At 62.6% G+C, this 16,262-nt stretch carries 13 protein-coding genes; 7 read left to right on the forward strand and 6 right to left on the reverse strand.

The annotated features are described in order from the left end of the window. The first annotated feature begins 22 nt into the window (after positions 1–22). Entirely contained in the window at positions 23–1,414 is a 1,392-nt protein-coding gene (locus ACFT1A_RS02840) for an MFS transporter (RefSeq protein ID WP_378445742.1), read from the forward strand. 55 nt (positions 1,415–1,469) lie between these two features. Here ACFT1A_RS02840 and ACFT1A_RS02845 read toward each other — a convergent pair whose 3' ends face one another. From ACFT1A_RS02845 to ACFT1A_RS02865, 5 genes are all read right to left on the reverse strand, one after another. Next, positions 1,470–3,152, reverse strand: coding sequence for a purine-cytosine permease family protein (locus tag ACFT1A_RS02845; protein WP_378445743.1), 1,683 nt, complete (start codon positions 3,150–3,152; stop codon positions 1,470–1,472). A 135-nt stretch (positions 3,153–3,287) separates the two neighbouring features. Next, on the reverse strand, positions 3,288–4,349 hold the full coding sequence (locus ACFT1A_RS02850) for an AAA family ATPase (RefSeq protein WP_378445744.1): 1,062 nt from the start codon (positions 4,347–4,349) through the stop codon (positions 3,288–3,290). Between the two features lie 10 nt (positions 4,350–4,359). Beyond that, positions 4,360–5,397: an aliphatic amidase gene (locus ACFT1A_RS02855; RefSeq protein WP_230816507.1), complete on the reverse strand. Its 1,038-nt coding sequence runs from the start codon at positions 5,395–5,397 to the stop codon at positions 4,360–4,362. A gap of 26 nt (positions 5,398–5,423) precedes the next feature. Beyond that, a complete protein-coding gene (locus tag ACFT1A_RS02860; protein ID WP_378445745.1) occupies positions 5,424–6,044 on the reverse strand; it encodes an AmiS/UreI family transporter in 621 nt (206 codons plus the stop codon). 110 nt (positions 6,045–6,154) lie between these two features. Beyond that, positions 6,155–7,234 (reverse strand): substrate-binding domain-containing protein, encoded by a 1,080-nt coding sequence (locus tag ACFT1A_RS02865; protein ID WP_378445746.1) that lies wholly within the window; start codon positions 7,232–7,234, stop codon positions 6,155–6,157. Between the two features lie 107 nt (positions 7,235–7,341). Between ACFT1A_RS02865 and ACFT1A_RS02870 the strand changes: the two genes are divergently transcribed. Further along, positions 7,342–7,767: a MarR family winged helix-turn-helix transcriptional regulator gene (locus ACFT1A_RS02870; protein WP_378445747.1), complete on the forward strand. Its 426-nt coding sequence runs from the start codon at positions 7,342–7,344 to the stop codon at positions 7,765–7,767. 38 nt (positions 7,768–7,805) lie between these two features. Here ACFT1A_RS02870 and acs read toward each other — a convergent pair whose 3' ends face one another. Beyond that, positions 7,806–9,737, reverse strand: coding sequence for an acetate--CoA ligase (acs, locus tag ACFT1A_RS02875; protein WP_378445748.1), 1,932 nt, complete (start codon positions 9,735–9,737; stop codon positions 7,806–7,808). Positions 9,738–10,101: 364 nt separating this feature from the next. On the opposite strand from acs, the gene ACFT1A_RS02880 reads away from it, so the two are divergent. From ACFT1A_RS02880 to ACFT1A_RS02900, 5 genes are all read left to right on the forward strand, one after another. Next, positions 10,102–11,718 carry an ABC transporter substrate-binding protein gene (locus ACFT1A_RS02880; RefSeq protein ID WP_378445749.1) on the forward strand — a complete coding sequence of 539 codons (1,617 nt, stop codon included), beginning with the start codon at positions 10,102–10,104 and terminating at the stop codon, positions 11,716–11,718. A 125-nt stretch (positions 11,719–11,843) separates the two neighbouring features. After that, positions 11,844–12,770 carry an ABC transporter permease gene (locus ACFT1A_RS02885; protein WP_007732434.1) on the forward strand — a complete coding sequence of 309 codons (927 nt, stop codon included), beginning with the start codon at positions 11,844–11,846 and terminating at the stop codon, positions 12,768–12,770. Next, entirely contained in the window at positions 12,763–13,719 is a 957-nt protein-coding gene (locus tag ACFT1A_RS02890; RefSeq protein ID WP_003946092.1) for an ABC transporter permease, read from the forward strand. Before ACFT1A_RS02885 ends, ACFT1A_RS02890 begins: the two co-directional genes overlap by 8 nt. A 5-nt stretch (positions 13,720–13,724) precedes the next feature. Next, positions 13,725–15,449, forward strand: coding sequence for a dipeptide ABC transporter ATP-binding protein (locus tag ACFT1A_RS02895; protein ID WP_378445750.1), 1,725 nt, complete (start codon positions 13,725–13,727; stop codon positions 15,447–15,449). A 56-nt stretch (positions 15,450–15,505) separates the two neighbouring features. Beyond that, on the forward strand, positions 15,506–16,255 hold the full coding sequence (locus ACFT1A_RS02900; RefSeq protein ID WP_378445751.1) for an oxidoreductase: 750 nt from the start codon (positions 15,506–15,508) through the stop codon (positions 16,253–16,255). Positions 16,256–16,262: the final 7 nt, after the last annotated feature.

A 16,262-nucleotide genomic window follows, 5' to 3' on the forward strand; every position in this document is an offset into this window, starting at 1 on the left:
AAAATCGGCGCAGGAGCATGCTTTGAGCACGTCAGTCAGTGAGAACCCACCCAAGCCCGAGGACGGTGGAGTAGATACCGTCGCCGGAGTGCCACGCAGCCGAATCGTGGTTGCCAGCATGGTGGGTACGTCCATCGAGTTCTACGACTTCTACATCTATGCAACCGCGGCAGTATCGGTGTTCCCACACCTGTTCTTCCCGAAGGGCAACGACACCACCGCGCTTCTCGCGTCGTTGGCGACGTTCGGACTCGCGTTTGTCGCCCGCCCCCTCGGCTCGATCCTCTTCGGACACTTCGGTGACCGCGTCGGACGCAAGGCAACCCTGGTCGGCTCGCTGCTGACGATGGGCATCGCGACCTTCCTCATCGGTCTGCTGCCCACCTATCACCAGATCGGTCTGCTGGCCCCGGCGTTGTTGGCGCTCATGCGTTTCTGCCAAGGTCTCGGACTCGGCGGTGAATGGTCGGGTGCTGCCCTACTCGCTACCGAGACAGCCAAGGAAGGCAAGCGGGCCTGGGCGGCGATGTGGCCACAACTCGGTGCCCCGATCGGCTTCTTCATGGCCAACGGCCTGTTCCTGATCATCACGCTGTTCATGAACCACGACAATTCCAGCCCGGACCTCGAGGGTGCGTTCCTGAGCTGGGGTTGGCGAATTCCGTTCCTGCTCAGCGCAATCATGGTGATGATCGGCCTGTACGTCCGGCTCAAGCTCGAAGAAACCCCGGTGTTCGCGCGCGCAGTCGAACGCGGCGAGAAGGTCAAGACCCCGGTCGCCGAGGTGTTCAAGACCAGCTGGCACCAGCTGATCATCGGTACGTTCGTGATGCTCGCGACGTACACGCTCTTCTACATCATGACCACCTGGGTGCTCAGTCACGGAACCGGCAAGACGGCGGCCGACGGCGGAACCGGTGCGGGCTTCAAATACACCGATTTCCTTGTCCTGCAGCTGATCGCAGTCGTGTTCTTCGCTGCCGCCGTGCCGGTCTCGGGTTGGCTCGCCGACCGTTACGGGCGCCGGATCACGCTGCTGATCATCACCGGCCTTATCATGGTGTTCGGCTTGACCTTCGGGGTCTTCCTCGAACCGGACGGAATGAACGACGGCCGCATGTTGGCGTTCCTCATCGTGGGCATGCTGCTCATGGGCCTGACCTTCGGTCCGATGAGTGCCGTTCTCCCGGAACTCTTCCCGACCAACGTCCGTTATACGGGCTCGGGAATCGCGTACAACACCGCCAGCATTCTGGGCGCTGCGGTGGCGCCGTTCATCGCCGTCTACCTCGCGAAGAACTACGGCGTCGGCTGGGTCGGCATCTACCTCCTCGTAGCGGCGACACTGACGTTTGTTGCGCTGCTGGTCATGCGTGAGACGAAGGGTGAGTCGCTGGATGATATAGGGGCATAACCCTGCTGTGCGCCTTTATTAACCCCCGGCGGTTAATAAAGGCGCACAGCAGTTGTCAGGGCTGAGCAGGCAGGACGTGCTCACCGGTCTTGTCGGTGCTCAATGCCAAGGAACTGATGTACTGCTTCTCGCCGTTCGGACCGGGAACGTTGGACGCGAGCATGTCGGGACGCTCGAACTCGATTCCGCTGACGCAGCACAAAAGCGTTTCGCCGGAGGGGTTTCCGTACTCGTCGAACATCGGTAGATCGATGCCGTCGTCAGTGCGTCGTAGGTAGTACTTGCCCTTGGTGGCGACGGCCAGGACCGGCGGCATCACCAGTGCGATGACGATGGCGACGATCGGGGAGAATGGCTTGATCGCCGAACCGAAAGCGCCGAAGAACACCAGGATCGACACTCCCGCAGCCAGCAGCATCGACACGAAGCCGACGGGATTGACGTCGTAGAGCATCCCGCGTCGGAACTCGGGGACCTTCGGGGAGAGCTTCAACCAGTACTTGTTGATCGCGATGTCCGAGGCGACGACCACGACCCAGGCGATACCGCAGTTGGCGTAGAACCCGAGGATCGTGTTGAGGAAGTCGAACATGTTGGCTTCCATCAAGATCAGTGCAATCGCCAGGTTGACCAGAACGAAGACCATGCGCCCCGGGTAGGTCTTGGTGACGCGGGTGAACGAGTTGGTCCAGGCCAGTGACCCGGAGTACGCGTTGGTGACGTTGATCTTGATCTGGCTGATGACCACGAGGATCACGGCCAGTGTCATGGCGAGCCAGTGCGGCATCATGTCCTGGTAGATCTCGAGGAACTGGTGCACGGGTTGGTTGGCGATCGAGGAGCCGTCGACGACGTTCGCGATGATGTACACGGCGAGGAACAGTCCGACGATCTGCTTGAACGCACCGAAGATGACCCAGCCGGGGCCGGCGAGAATAACTGCAGCCCACCAACGACGGGTGTTCTCCGGCGTCTTGGGCGGCATGAAGCGCAAGTAGTCGATCTGCTCGGCGATCTGCGCGATCAGCGACAGGCAGACACCCGCGGCCAACATCACCGAACCGAAGTTGACGCCCTTGCCGTTTGCGCCGTCCTCGCCGCCGAAGGCGAAGAACGCGCTCACCGAATCAGGGTGCTTGAACAGCAGATACAGGAACGGCAGCACCATCATGACGAGCCACAAGGGCGTCGTCCACACCTGGAGCTTTGCCAGAGCCTTCATTCCGTAGATGACCAGTGGGATGACCATCAGCGTCGAGACCGCGTACCCGATCGAGAGTGGGATTCCGAGCCCCAGTTTCAAACCCTGGGCCATGATGGAACCCTCGAGGGCGAAGAAGATGAACGTGAACGTCGCGAAGATGACGTTGGTGACAACCGAGCCGTAGTATCCGAAACCGCTTCCGCGCGTGATCAAATCGAGGTCGATGTTGTATCGCGCAGCGTAGTAGGCGAGTGGGAAACCCGTGGCCATGATGACGACGGCAAACACTGCGATGCCCAGAAGCGCGTTACCGGTGCCGTACGAGATGCCGATGTTGGCGCCGATCGAGAAGTCTGCGAGATATGCGATTCCGCCGAGTGCGGACGTCGCGACGACCCCGGTTCCCCATTTGCGGTAGCTGCGCGGCGCAAAACGGAGGGTGTAGTCCTCCAGCGTCTCCTTCAGCGCGGTGTTCTGGCCGGGATTCGCGCTGTCCGGCGCGACTGCGGACACCTGCTCGTTTACTGCTGTCATGACGTCACTTCCCCTGGGTGCCTGTGCATGTGCACTTTGTGGTGCAGGCACCCAACCTAGGGAGGTGGCGTTACGCGGACATGTTTGAAATGTGTCGCCCACGTTGCGGATTCGATCCGCAACGTGAGCGAGCACTCATGGGGCTTTCTTTACCTGTATCTGATCACCAACTGCCCGGGCCTGCAAGACGAGTGGCTGCGTCCCGACCGGTCGCAGGTTGAGAACGGCGCCGGCCACCGGGTCAGCCAGGACGTTCCGGATGGTCCGGCGCAGCCCACGCGCTCCGTACACCGGATCGAATCCGCGTCGCTGCAGGAGAGCGACGGCGTTGTCGTCCACCTCCACGTCGACGCCTCTCCTGGCCAACCGAGCTGTGATCAGTCCGATTTCGAGCCGAGTGACCTGCTCCGCCGTCCGTTCGTCGAACTCGTCGAGGATCACGGTTTCGTCGATGCGGTTGAAGAACTCGGGGTCGAAGAACTTCTCCAACGCGCGCTGCACCAGGTGGTGACCGTGGCGCGGTCGATCGATCCGGAGGCGATCCGCGATCTGTCGTAGCCGGGACCGTCGACGTTCCGCCACCGCAGCCGAACCGAGATTCGACGTCAGGAACACGTAGCTGTTGCGGAACGAGATCTTCTGCTGACCGTTCGCCAACCGGAGCTCGCCGTTGTCGAGGACCTGCAGGAGCGCACGCAGCACGGTGGGGTCGGCCTTCTCCACTTCGTCGAACAGGACGATTCCGGGGGTGTACGGATCGCCCTCGACGGTGTTCTTGTCGAACAGTGTGAAGGACTCCTTGCTGCCGGCATATCCAGGCGGAGCGCCGGAGAACGATGCCGCATAGTGCTCTTGTGCTAGAGCATTCATGTCTATGCGGCACAGATCGTCGGGCCCTGACCGTAGTTCCGCGGCCACCCGCCGCACCAACTCCGTCTTGCCGACGCCGGTGGGGCCGACCAGAAGGATGTTGGCGAGCGGACGCGTCGGATCCGTGGCGCCGACATGCGCGATCGAAATTGCGCGAACCACAGCGTCGACGGCGGCCTGTTGTCCGACGATCTTGGAACCGAGGGCCTTCGAGAGCTTCTGTGCGTCGAAGGCTCCTACCGGTGCGGGCTCGGTTCGTTCCTCGGCCGGGGGTGGTGCTGCTGTTGCACTGTTCCGGTCATGGAGCATGTCGGTGATATACGGCACGGCGAGATCCTTACGCTTCGATTGTCTTCTCGACCGGTAGGTTTCCGACGCGGCAATCCGCTACACCCACCGTGTCTCGGGTGATGGCCTCGACGCGTTCCTGAGCCTTCTGGGCGTCGGTGACCCACAGCTTGTAGAACTCGAACGGGCAGTCCGCGACGCCCTTGTCTCCGTCACCGGCTGCATGGACGCCGGAGTAGCCGCGGTGGAGGAGCTTGAAGATGTGGTTCTGGGACTGATCGTTCTCGCGCGCATCACGAATGGCCGAGACGGACAGCTGCGCGTACTGGATTCCGTACTCTTCCTCGCCGGTTTCACCCAGCGTTCGACCGTCGAATCCGATGATGGCCGAGTGTCCGAAGTAGGAGTAGACGCCGTCGAATCCGGCCGCATTGGCTACTGCCACATAACAATTGTTGGCCCAGGCCATCGCCTTCGACATCATCACCTGCTGGTCCTTGGCGGGGTACATGTATCCCTGGCAGCGGACGATCAGTTCTGCGCCCTTCATCGCGCAGTCGCGCCAGATCTCCGGGTAGTTACCGTCGTCGCAGATGATCAGCGAAATCTTCAGTCCCTTGGGTCCCTCGGAAACATAGGTGGTGTCACCGGGGTACCACCCTTCGATGGGGCACCAGGGCAGGATCTTTCGGTACTTCTGAACGATCTCGCCCTTGTTGTCGATGAGGATCAACGTGTTGTACGGCGGCTTGTTCGGGTGATCTTCGTGCTGTTCGCCGGTGATGGAGAAGATCCCCCACGTGTCGGCTTCGCGGCATGCAGCGGAGAAGATCGCAGTCTCGTCACCGGGGATGGTGGCCGCTGTCGCGTACATTTCCTCTTCGTCGTACATGATTCCCTGCGTGGAGTATTCGGGGAAGACCACGAGATCCATTCCGGGGAGACCGGTCTTCATGCCGATCATCATGTCGGCGATCTTGCGCGCGTTCTCGAGGACGCCCGCGCGATCGTGCAGGCGGGGCATCTTGTAATTGACCACTGCTACGCCGACTGTGTCGTTGCTCGAGGAGATGTCACCGTGTCGCATTGTCTTTCACTCCTTGGTTGTGTGGATCAGTTGAAGACTGGACGGGATTGGGGTACTGCGGCTTTGGGGGCGGCGAGGATCTTGGCCAGACCCAGGAGAACCAGAAGTGCTCCGGCCCAGCCGGCCGCGACGGCAGGCGTGGTGTGGAAGTTGTCGGTCAGGATCAGGAAGGCGGGAACCGTGCAGGTGGGCTGGCTCAGAAGGACTGCGGCCCAACCGGTGAAGCGGCCGAGATTTTCCCGGCCCAAGCCGAGCACCAGGAAGAACAGTGTCCAGAGTGCTGCCCACGCGAGCCAGATGACGCCGAATACCGGATCGTTGCTCACCGTGAACGAGAGGAAGGAATACACCAGTGCGGCGCACGCGACGAACAGCGAGAACCATCCGATTCCTTCCGGTTCGAAGCCGGCGAGATTGCTGATGCCCACGTAGAGGTAGGTGAATCCGAACAGGTAGAGCCCCGAGGCCGCCAGGACGGCACTCGAATCTCCCTGTGCCTGAATCAACATGACGGTGGGGACGACGCACTGAAGAGCGCCGACGAAGAGGTTGAGGACCGAGGCGGATCGAACGGGAACTGTGCCGAGCAGCATCAGTCCGTTGACGAAAAGGACGGCTCCCACGTAAAGCAAACCAACACTGCCCATCGGACACCTCCGGTTACTTTCGGGACGGGTTACTTTCAAATGAAATGATTCCAAATGAAACTAAGTGATGCGCGCCACAGAAGTCAAGAGGTGAATCTCAGGGAAAGATTTCAGAGGGTGGCGATGATCGAGAAGTCGAGTCCGTCGGCGACGGCAAGCTGAATCTTCTGCCGTGCAACACGATCACGAAACTCGACGGTTCCGCGAGGTCCGTCGTACGCGGCGCCTTCGACGACGGCGTCCAGGTCGCGCGGATGTGTGCTGTCGGCGCGTCGAACCAGGGCCGAAAGGGTATGTATTCCTTCGTAACACGACTCGGCAGCATTGTTCAGTGCTGGGGCGTGCGCGCCGTGCAGTGCAACGTAGCGTCCGAGCAGGTCCATGGAGTTGCCGTCGACCATCGAACGGAAGTACGCGGCAGAGGCAAACAGGTTTCGGGTTGCCCTCGGTCCGCTCGCGAGCAGCATGTTCTCTTCCATCAACGGGCTGAATCGGATCATCGATTCGTCGAGGCCGCGGCGGGCGAAGGCGCGGTTGAAGTCGACGGCGTCCTGCCCGACGAGGAGCATGATCACGCCGTCGCACCCGGAGTTCGAGACGGTCTCGACCAGCTGTTTCATGTTGCCGCGACCCAGGTCGACAAACGAACCACCGACCAGGGTGAGGTCGAGTTCGGTCGCGAACTGTCGGACGGCCCCCAGTGAGCTGTGCGGCCAGATGTAGTCGTCGCCCACGACAAACCACTTACGCGCTCCGACGTTGTCGCGCAGCCACTTCAGTGCCGGCGCGATCTGCTGCCGTGGTGTCTCACCCGAGCAGTAGATGCCGGACCTGACCTCGCCGCCCTCGTAGAGCGAGGTGTACGAGTACGGGATGCGGTCGGCGACCACGGGCGCAAGCGCGTGGCGCACCGAGGAGATGTGCCAGCCGCTGACGGCGTCGATGTCGCCGGCGTCGAGTAGCTGTTGCACGCGGGCGGCGACGGCGCTCGGCGAAGCGCCGCCGTCGATCACTTCGATCTGGACTTCGCGTCCCAGTACGCCACCGGAGTTGTTGAGGTCGCGGGCGGCCAATTCGCTGATTGCTTCGCAGGAGGGACCGAACAGTCCGGCCGGTCCCTGGAGGGGAACCACCATGCCCAGGCGCCACACCGCGCTGCGCGCGCGTTCGAGCGCGCCGGTAGCGCTCATGCGTCGCCGCCGGAATCGGGAGTCAGCGGCCTGGCCTGGGTTACTATCATTTCATTTGAAAGTATTGCCCGAGAAGTGTGAACTGCGCAACAGCGGGGGAGCGATCAGTGAGAAAAAGTGACTCCGGAATTCTTGATGCGTCGCTGACGACCGCGCTGGTCCGAGCAGCTCGAATGGCCGCGGCAGCGGCGGAGAAGGCGCTGGCGGCAGAGAATCTCACTCTCGATCACTGGATGACGCTCGAAGCCTTGGCGTCGACCGAGGGGCTGACGATGGCTGAGCTGCGCGATCGAACGGGAACGCCGGCTCCGACGCTGACGCGAGTCGCGGACAAGCTGGTCTCGCTTGCGCTCATCTATCGCGAAGTCGGTGAGGACGACCGCCGGAAGGTGCGCGTGTTTCTCTCCGCGCGCGGAAAGTCCTTGCACAAGCGGGTTGCTGCAGATATTCGCGTGGCCGAGGAGTCCTGGCTGACGTCGAAAGAGGAAGTGAAGTTGCGAGAGGGGCTCCGCCCCTGTGCGCCTTCTTGGTAGTTCCCACTACCAAAAAGGCGCACAGGGGGCCGAAGGCCCTACTTGCCGCGTATCGCGTCGAATACCTTGGGGTCGACCAGGGTTGAGGTGTCTCCGAGGTCTCGACCTTCGGCGACGTCGCGCAGGAGGCGGCGCATGATCTTGCCGGATCGGGTTTTGGGCAGTTCCGGCACGATCGTGATCTGACGGGGCTTGGCGATGGGGCTGATGTCGGTGGAGACCTGAGCCTTGAGCTCGGCGATCAGGACGTCGCCGGTGTTCTCGACGCCTTCGCGGAGGATGACGAAGGCGACGATGCCCTGTCCGGTGGTCTCGTCTGCGGCGCCGACCACGGCGGCTTCTGCGACGCCGTGGTGGTTGACCAGTGCCGATTCCACTTCGGAGGTGGAGATGCGGTGCCCGGAGACATTCATGACGTCGTCGACGCGGCCGAGGACCCAGAGTGCGCCGTCGTCGTCGTACTTGGCGCCGTCACCGGCGAAGTACCAGCCTTCTTCGGCGTAGCGGGACCAGTAGGTGTCGCGGTAACGGTCCATGTCGCCCCAGATGCCGCGGAGCATCGCCGGCCACGGCTCGTCGAGGACGAGGTATCCGTTGCCGCCGGGGCCGAGGGGCTTGGCGTCGTCGTCGACGATCTTGGCTGAGATACCGGGGAGCGGCGCCATGGCGGATCCGGGCTTGGTGGCGGTGATACCGGGGAGTGGGGAGATCATGATCGCGCCGGTCTCGGTCTGCCACCAGGTGTCGACGATGGGTGCCTTGTTGCCGCCGATGACGTCGCGGAACCAGCGCCACGCTTCGGGGTTGATGGGTTCGCCGACGGAGCCGAGGAGGCGGATGGAAGACAGGTCGTGGGCGTCGGGGATCTCGCGGCCCCACTTCATGAAGGTGCGCACGAGGGTGGGTGCGGTGTAGTAGATGGAGACGCCGTACTTCTCGATGATGTTGAAGTGGCGGTGCTCGTCGGGGGAGTTGGGGGTGCCTTCGTAGACGACCTGGGTGACGCCGTTGGAGAGGGGGCCGTAGACGATGTAGGAGTGTCCGGTGACCCAGCCGATGTCTGCGGTGCACCAGTAAACGTCTTGTCCGGCTTTGTGATCGAAGACGTTGTGGTGTGTGTAGGAGGCTTGGGTGAGGTAGCCGCCGGAGGTGTGGATGATGCCCTTGGGCTTACCGGTGGTGCCGGAGGTGTAGAGGATGAACAGGGGATGTTCGGCGTCGAAAGCCTGCGCCTGATGTTCGGGTGAGGCCTGTGCGACGGTCTCGTGCCACCACAGGTCGCGGCCGTCGGTCCAGTCGACGTCGATGCCGGTTCGGTTGACCACCAACACGTTCTGCACGGATTCGGCGCCGGCGACGGATTCGTCGACCGCGGTCTTGATGGGTGCTGCTGCGCCGCGTCGCCACTGACCGTCGACGGTGACGACGAGCTTGGCCTGGGCGTCGTCGATGCGTGAGCGCAGGGCGGTGGCGGAGAATCCGGCGAAGACGACGGAGTGGGTCAGGCCGAGGCGGGCGCAGGCGAGCATGGTGACGATCGCTTCGGGGATCATCGGCATGTAGATCGCGACGCGGTCACCGGCGACGAGGCCGAGGTCGGTGAAAGTGTTTGCGGCGCGGCTGACTTCGGCGAGGAGGTCGTTGTAGGTCAGATCGCGGGAATCGCCCGGTTCGCCTTCGAAGTGGATGGCGACGCGGTCACCGTTGCCGGCGAGGACGTGGCGGTCGACGCAGTTGTAGGCGACGTTGAGTTTTCCGCCGACGAACCACTTGGCGACGGGGGCGTCGGTCCAGTCGAGGACGTCGGTCCATTTTTCGTGCCAGTGAAGGCGCTCAGCCTGATTCGCCCAGAAAGCGAGGCGGTCGGTATCTGCGGCAGCCTGCAACTCCGGTCCCGCGTTGGCGGCCGCAGCGAACTCTGCGCTCGGCGGATATGCCTGGGGGACGTCTGTTTCGGCTGCGCTTGTCATGGCTGACGGCCTTCTTTCCACTTTGATCGACACTTTTCTGACTCCGTGTGAGGGTAGTCACAAGCTCGCGCAAACGCACCGTTGCATCACGTTGCAACCCGTTGTCCTGCGACGATCGGTCGAAACGATGCGACGGGTGGTCACTTCTGCCGACGAACGAATGTGTGCGAATTCAATTACCCCCAATTTTCCAACAATGGGTGCGGTGCGCGCTTCGGGTTCGATGTGTCTATTGTCAAACCATTATTCGACCGCAACTCGAAGTCACGTTCACTTTCAGTTGTAGGCGACACGACGCCGGCAGTTACGGCTGTCGGCAGGCCGCGAGCATGCTCGGGGTCACTTAGATGTGGAAGGAATTCCTTTGCGTATCTCACGCATAGCGACCGGCGCGGTCGCGCTCGGAATGACGGCAGTGCTGATCACGGCATGTTCGTCCGGCGATTCGTCGGGCGGATCGTCCAGCGGCGTCGTCAACGCCTGGGCGGGCGAGCCCCAGAACCCGCTCATCCCCACGAACACGAGTGAGAACCAGGGCGGCCGCGTCCTCGACTCCCTGTTCGCCGGTCTCGTTTCGTACACCGCCGACGGCGGCACGGAGAACGAGGTCGCCGAGTCCATCGAGAGCACCGACGGTCAGAACTTCACCGTCAAGCTCAAGGATGGCTGGACCTTCACAGACGGCACCCCCGTCACCGCGAAGTCGTTCGTCGACGCGTGGAACTTCGGAGCCCTCTCCACCAACGCTCAGATCCAGGCATCGTTCTTCGATCCGATCAAGGGCTACGACGAAGTTGCCGCCGAGGTTCCGACGGCTCAGACGATGTCGGGTCTGAAGGTTGTGGACGACTCCACCTTCACCATCGAACTCAAGCAGCCCGAGTCGGCGTTCCCCGACCGCCTCGGTTTCACGGCGTACTACCCGCTGCCCGAGGTCGCGTTCAAGGACATGACCGCATTCGGCGAGAACCCGGTCGGCAACGGCCCGTACAAGCTCGACGGAACCGGCGCGTGGCAGCACAACGTCCGCATCGACACGGTCGTGAACCCGGACTACAACGGCAACCGTAAGCCGAAGAACGCCGGCGTCGACTTCATCATGTACAACAGCCTCGACACGGCGTACACCGATCTCCTCGCCAACAACGTCGACGTCCTCGACCAGGTCCCGCCGAGCGCGGTCACGACCTTCGAGTCCGATCTTGCCGGTCGCACGGTCAACCAGCCGTCGGCAACCATCGAGACGTTCACGATCCCGGGGCGCCTGGCGCACTTCAGCGGTGAAGAAGGCATGCTCCGCCGTCAGGCGATCTCGATGGCGATCAACCGCGATCAGATCACGCAGCAGATCTTCAACAAGACCAGGACGCCTGCTCTCGACTTCACCAGCCCCGCAATCGAGGGTTGGAACGACTCGCTGACCGGTAACGGCAACCTGAAGTTCGACCCCGAGGCAGCCAAGGCCGCTTGGGCCAAGGCCGACGCCATCGCGCCGTGGTCCGGCAGCTTCGAGATCGGATACAACTCGGACGGCGGACACCAGGAATGGGTCGACGCCACGGCGAACAGCATCCGCAACACGCTCGGCATCGATGCAAAGGGCAAGCAGTACGCCACCTTTGCGCAGATCCGCACCGAAGCCACCGACCGCACCATCCAGAGCGCGTTCCGCTCCGGCTGGCAGGGCGACTACCCGCAGCAGTACGGCTTCCTGGCGCAGAACTACCAGACCGGCGGCAGCTCAAACGACGGTGAGTACTCCAACCCCGAGTTCGACCGCCTCCTGCGCGAATCGGCCGGCCAGACGGACAAGGCGAAGGCTCAGGAACTGCTCGATCAGGCTCAGGAAGTGCTGCTCAAGGACCTGCCTGCAATTCCGACGTGGTACCGCAACGCTGCCAGTGGATGGTCGGAGAACGTCTCCAACGTGACCATCAGCTGGAACGGCATTCCGGTCTACGAAGACATCGAAAAGAACTGACGCGTAGAACGATCCGCATCTGAAACGTGAGTTCGGGGCGGCAGGCGCCCTGCCTGCCGTCCCGAACTCGTGTTCACACCGGACTGTCCGCTGACGTACACGATCATCGACAAGGAGGTGATCCGATGCTCTGGTACATCGGTCGCCGAGTGCTTCAAATGATCCCGGTTTTTCTCGGGGCCACTCTTCTGATCTACGCCATGGTCTTCCTGCTTCCCGGTGATCCGATTGCCGCGTTGGCGGGCGACAAGGCGCTCAGTCCGGCTGTGGCAGCACAGCTTCGGGAGCGCTACCACCTCGATCTCCCCTTCTATCAGCAGTACCTGCTGTACCTGAAGGGCATCTTCACGCTGGACTTCGGCACGTCGTTCTCCGGACGACCTGTCAGTGAAGTTCTGGCACAGGCATTTCCGATCACGATGAAACTTGCCTTCATGGCACTGATCGTCGAGACCGTCTTCGGTGTCGGCTTCGGCCTCATCGCCGGCCTGCGTAAGGGCGGATTCTTCGACAGCACCGTCCTGCTGTTCAGCCTCGTTCTCATCGCCATCCCGATCTTCGTGATCGGCTTCCTGGCTCAGTTCTTCATCGGCGTCAAATGGGGCATCGTCCCGCCGACGGTCGGTGGCAACACCAGCTTCACCAATCTCTTGCTCCCCGCCCTGGTTCTGGGTTCGGTCTCGTTTGCATACGTACTGCGACTGACCCGAACATCCGTGGCGGAGAACCTGAGTGCCGACTACGTGCGCACCGCCACCGCCAAGGGACTTTCCCGCGGGCGAGTGGTTCGCGTGCACGTGCTGCGCAACTCGCTGATCCCCGTGGTCACGTTCCTGGGTGCCGACCTCGCAACGTTGATGGGCGGCGCCATCGTCACCGAGGGCATCTTCAACATCAACGGCGTCGGCGGCACGATCTACCAAGCGGTGACCAGAGGTGAAGCACCGACGGTGGTTTCGTTCGTCACCATTCTCATCGTGATCTACCTGATCGCAAATCTGCTCGTCGACCTCTTGTACGCCGCGCTCGATCCGAGGATCCGCTATGTCTGAGACCGTGAAGACCGGACGCGCCGTCCGGCAAAGTCATTTCGTGGCACCGCCCGAAGTTGCGGCACCGGGGGAGACGGACGCCGTCAAACTCGATCAGGCGCCGACGAGTATGTGGACCGACGCGTGGCGCGATCTGCGCAAGCGTCCCCTGTTCATCATCTCGACGATCATCATCCTCGCGGTCATCGTCATCGCAGCGTTTCCGGGCTTGTTCACGAGTACCGATCCGCGGTTCTGCGACCTCACCTACAGCATGCAGGGACCGACCTCCGGCCACTGGTTCGGGTTCGACCGCCAGGGTTGTGACGTCTACTCGCGCACCATCTACGGTGCCCGCGCGTCCGTACTCGTGGGCGTCGGCGTCACTGCGTCGGTGCTGGTGATCGGAGTGATCTTCGGCGCGCTTTCCGGGTTCTACGGCGGCTGGACCGATTCGATTCTCTCCCGCGTCGCCGACATCTTCTTCGGTATCCCGCTGATCCTCGCTGCCATCGTTCTGATGCAGCTGTTCACCGATCGCACCATCTGGACCGTCGTCGGCGTCCTGGCACTCTTCGGTTGGCCGCAGATGGCACGAATTGCTCGAGGCGCGGTGATCTCGGCGAAGAACAACGATTACGTCATGGCTTCGGAAGCGTTGGGTGTTTCGAAGCTCAAGACACTGATCCGCCACGTCATCCCGAACTCGTTGGCGCCCATCATCGTTGTCGCCACCATCTCGCTCGGCACGTACATCGTCGCCGAGGCGACGCTGTCCTTCCTCGGTATCGGACTTCCGTCCACCGAGGTTTCGTGGGGCGGCGACATCAGCAACGCTCAGGTGACGCTGCGTCAGGGATCGACCATTCTGTTCTACCCGGCAACGGCTTTGGCGATCACCGTCCTCGGATTCATCATGATGGGTGACGCGCTGCGCGACGCCCTCGATCCCAAGTCTCGGAAGCGGTGAGCACGATGACCACCAAGGAAACTCTCACCTCGGAGGAAACTCCGTTGCTCGAGATTCGTGATCTCGAGGTGTCGTTCCAGTCCAATTCGGGTCCCGTTCCGGCAGTTCGAGGCGTCAGCCTGACGGTCTATCCGGGTCAGACGGTCGCCATCGTCGGCGAATCGGGCTCGGGTAAGTCCACCACCGCCCACTCGATCATCAATCTGCTTCCCGGCACCGGCAAGGTGACGGCAGGCGAGATCATCTTCGACGGCAAGGACATCTCGAAGCTTTCGGAGAAAGACTTCGTCCACATCCGGGGCAGCCAGATCGGTTTGGTTCCGCAGGACCCGATGTCGAATCTGAATCCCGTGTGGAAAGTGGGCTTTCAGATCGAGGAAGCACTGGCCGCCAACGGGATCGCCAAGGGCAAAGCTGGCAAGGTTCGCGCCGCCGAACTGCTCGAGGAGGCCGGCCTCGCCGAAGCCGAGAGCAGGTTGGGGCAGTACCCGCACGAGTTCTCGGGCGGTATGCGTCAGCGTGCACTCATCGCGATCGGGTTGTCCGCTCGTCCGAAGCTGCTGATCGCGGACGAGCCGACGTCGGCGCTCGACGTCACCGTCCAGCGTCAGATCCTCGATCATCTCGACGGTCTGACCACGGAACTCGGCACCGCCGTTCTGCTCATCACTCACGATCTGGGCTTGGCCGCCGAGCGCGCCGAGCACCTGATCGTGATGAGCAAGGGGCGCATCGTCGAATCCGGTCCGGCACTGGAGATTCTGAAGCGACCGCAGCATCCGTACACACAGAAGCTGGTCGCTGCTGCGCCGTCGTTGGCGTCGAAGCGACTCAGTTCTTCGGTAGCGCGCGCCGAGATTCGGGAACAGGCGGAAGAGGTCGCCGAAGCGGTCAAGGCCGAGGAAAGTACGGCAGAGTCCTTCGGAAAGGCGACCGACGACGTTCTTGTCGTCGATCATCTGACCAAGGTGTTCAAGCTGCGCAAGGGTTTCCGCAAGACCACCGACTTCACAGCCGTGAACGACGTGTCCTTCAAGGTCCGCCGCGGAACCACAACGGCGATCGTCGGTGAATCGGGTTCCGGTAAGTCGACGGTCGCGCAGATGGTCCTGGGCCTGCTCGAGCCCACGGCAGGAAACGTGGTCTTCGACGGTCAGGACGTGGCGAAACTCGGCGCGAAGGAAACCTTTGCGTTCCGTCGCCGAGTGCAGCCGATCTTCCAGAACCCCTACGGCACGCTCGACCCGATGTACTCGATCTACCGCACGATCGAGGAGCCGCTGCGTACCCACAAGGTCGGGACCAAGGCCGAGCGTGAGGCTCGTGTCCGCGAACTTCTCGACAAGGTGGGTCTGCCCCAGTCGGTCATGCGACGCTTCCCGAACGAGCTCTCCGGTGGACAGCGTCAGCGCGTCGCAATTGCGCGCGCGCTGGCTCTGCAACCGGAGGTCGTGATCTGCGACGAGGCGGTCTCCGCTCTCGACGTGCTCGTTCAGGATCAGATATTGACCCTGCTGAACGACCTGCAGGCAGAGTTCGGGTTGACGTACCTCTTCATCACGCACGACCTGGCCGTGGTTCGTCAGATCGCGGACAACGTGTTGGTGATGTCGCGTGGCTCGATCGTCGAATCGGCGCCGATCGACGACGTGTTCGGCAATCCGCAGCAGGACTACACACGCAAGTTGCTCGACGCGATTCCCGGTGGGTCCATCAAGCTGGGAAGCTGACGCAACAGGTAGGTAGGCAAGTCCGCAGAGGGGCTGCAAGGGTACCGTCGTTGATCGTGACGGACCCCTTGCAGCCCCTCGTCGATCTTCCAGGCGTACGCGCCGCCGCCGATCATGCGCGCGACGCTCTGGGTGAGGTTCATCGGCACAAGACCAACCGTCGCGGTTGGCCCACCACTGCCGCCGAAGCCGCGGTTCGCGCTGCGCGAGCCTCCGCTTCGTTGGCCGGCGGCACCACGGAATTGCCGGCCGAGGGCATGGCCGGTGACCCGATTCTCGCGGGTGCTCTGCGGGTAGCTCAGGCTCTGGACGGCGACAGCCTGCCGCTCATGGAGTCGACGTGGAAGCGCGCCCCACTGCAGGCTTTGGCCCGGCTGCACCTGTTGGCCGCGGCAGACCTCGTCGAGGACGCGGATCAACTGGGACGGCCACGGTCGGACCGCGGCGTGGGGGAGCGTTTGGACGCTCTCGCCCAACTCGTCACCGGCGGAACCACTGCACCGGCACCGGTTCTGGCAGCCGTCGTTCACGGAGAACTCTTGGCGCTGAGCCCGTTCGGCACAGCTGACGGCATCGTCGCCCGCGCGGCCTCGCGTCTGGTTGCGGTCTCGTCGGGGTTGGATCCGCACAATCTCGGGGTCCCCGAGGTCAGTTGGCTTCGGCGGCCACAGGCGTACGCGGACGGCGCGGCAGGATTCGCTTCGGGAAATCCGGCGGGCGTCGGCAGCTGGGTGATCCTGTGCTGCGGTGCGCTCGAAGCCGGTGCGCGAGAAGCGACTTCGATTGCAGACGCGGCTACCGGGTAGTCCGGAC

Origin of the sequence: Rhodococcus sp. NPDC057135 (genome assembly GCF_042670865.1) — a bacterium.
GTDB lineage: Bacteria > Actinomycetota > Actinomycetes > Mycobacteriales > Mycobacteriaceae > Rhodococcus_F.

Bases quoted from the DNA above. Each gene is read 5' to 3' on its own strand.
- ACFT1A_RS02845 (WP_378445743.1), bottom strand. From the start codon at position 3,152: ATGACAGCAGTAAACGAGCAGGTGTCCGCAGTCGCGCCGGACAGCGCG.
- ACFT1A_RS02855 (WP_230816507.1), bottom strand. From the start codon at position 5,397: ATGCGACACGGTGACATCTCCTCGAGCAACGACACAGTCGGCGTAGCA.
- ACFT1A_RS02860 (WP_378445745.1), bottom strand. From the start codon at position 6,044: ATGGGCAGTGTTGGTTTGCTTTACGTGGGAGCCGTCCTTTTCGTCAAC.
- ACFT1A_RS02865 (WP_378445746.1), bottom strand. From the start codon at position 7,234: ATGAGCGCTACCGGCGCGCTCGAACGCGCGCGCAGCGCGGTGTGGCGC.
- acs (WP_378445748.1), bottom strand. From the start codon at position 9,737: ATGACAAGCGCAGCCGAAACAGACGTCCCCCAGGCATATCCGCCGAGC.
- ACFT1A_RS02885 (WP_007732434.1), top strand. From the start codon at position 11,844: ATGCTCTGGTACATCGGTCGCCGAGTGCTTCAAATGATCCCGGTTTTT.
- ACFT1A_RS02890 (WP_003946092.1), top strand. From the start codon at position 12,763: ATGTCTGAGACCGTGAAGACCGGACGCGCCGTCCGGCAAAGTCATTTC.
- ACFT1A_RS02895 (WP_378445750.1), top strand. From the start codon at position 13,725: ATGACCACCAAGGAAACTCTCACCTCGGAGGAAACTCCGTTGCTCGAG.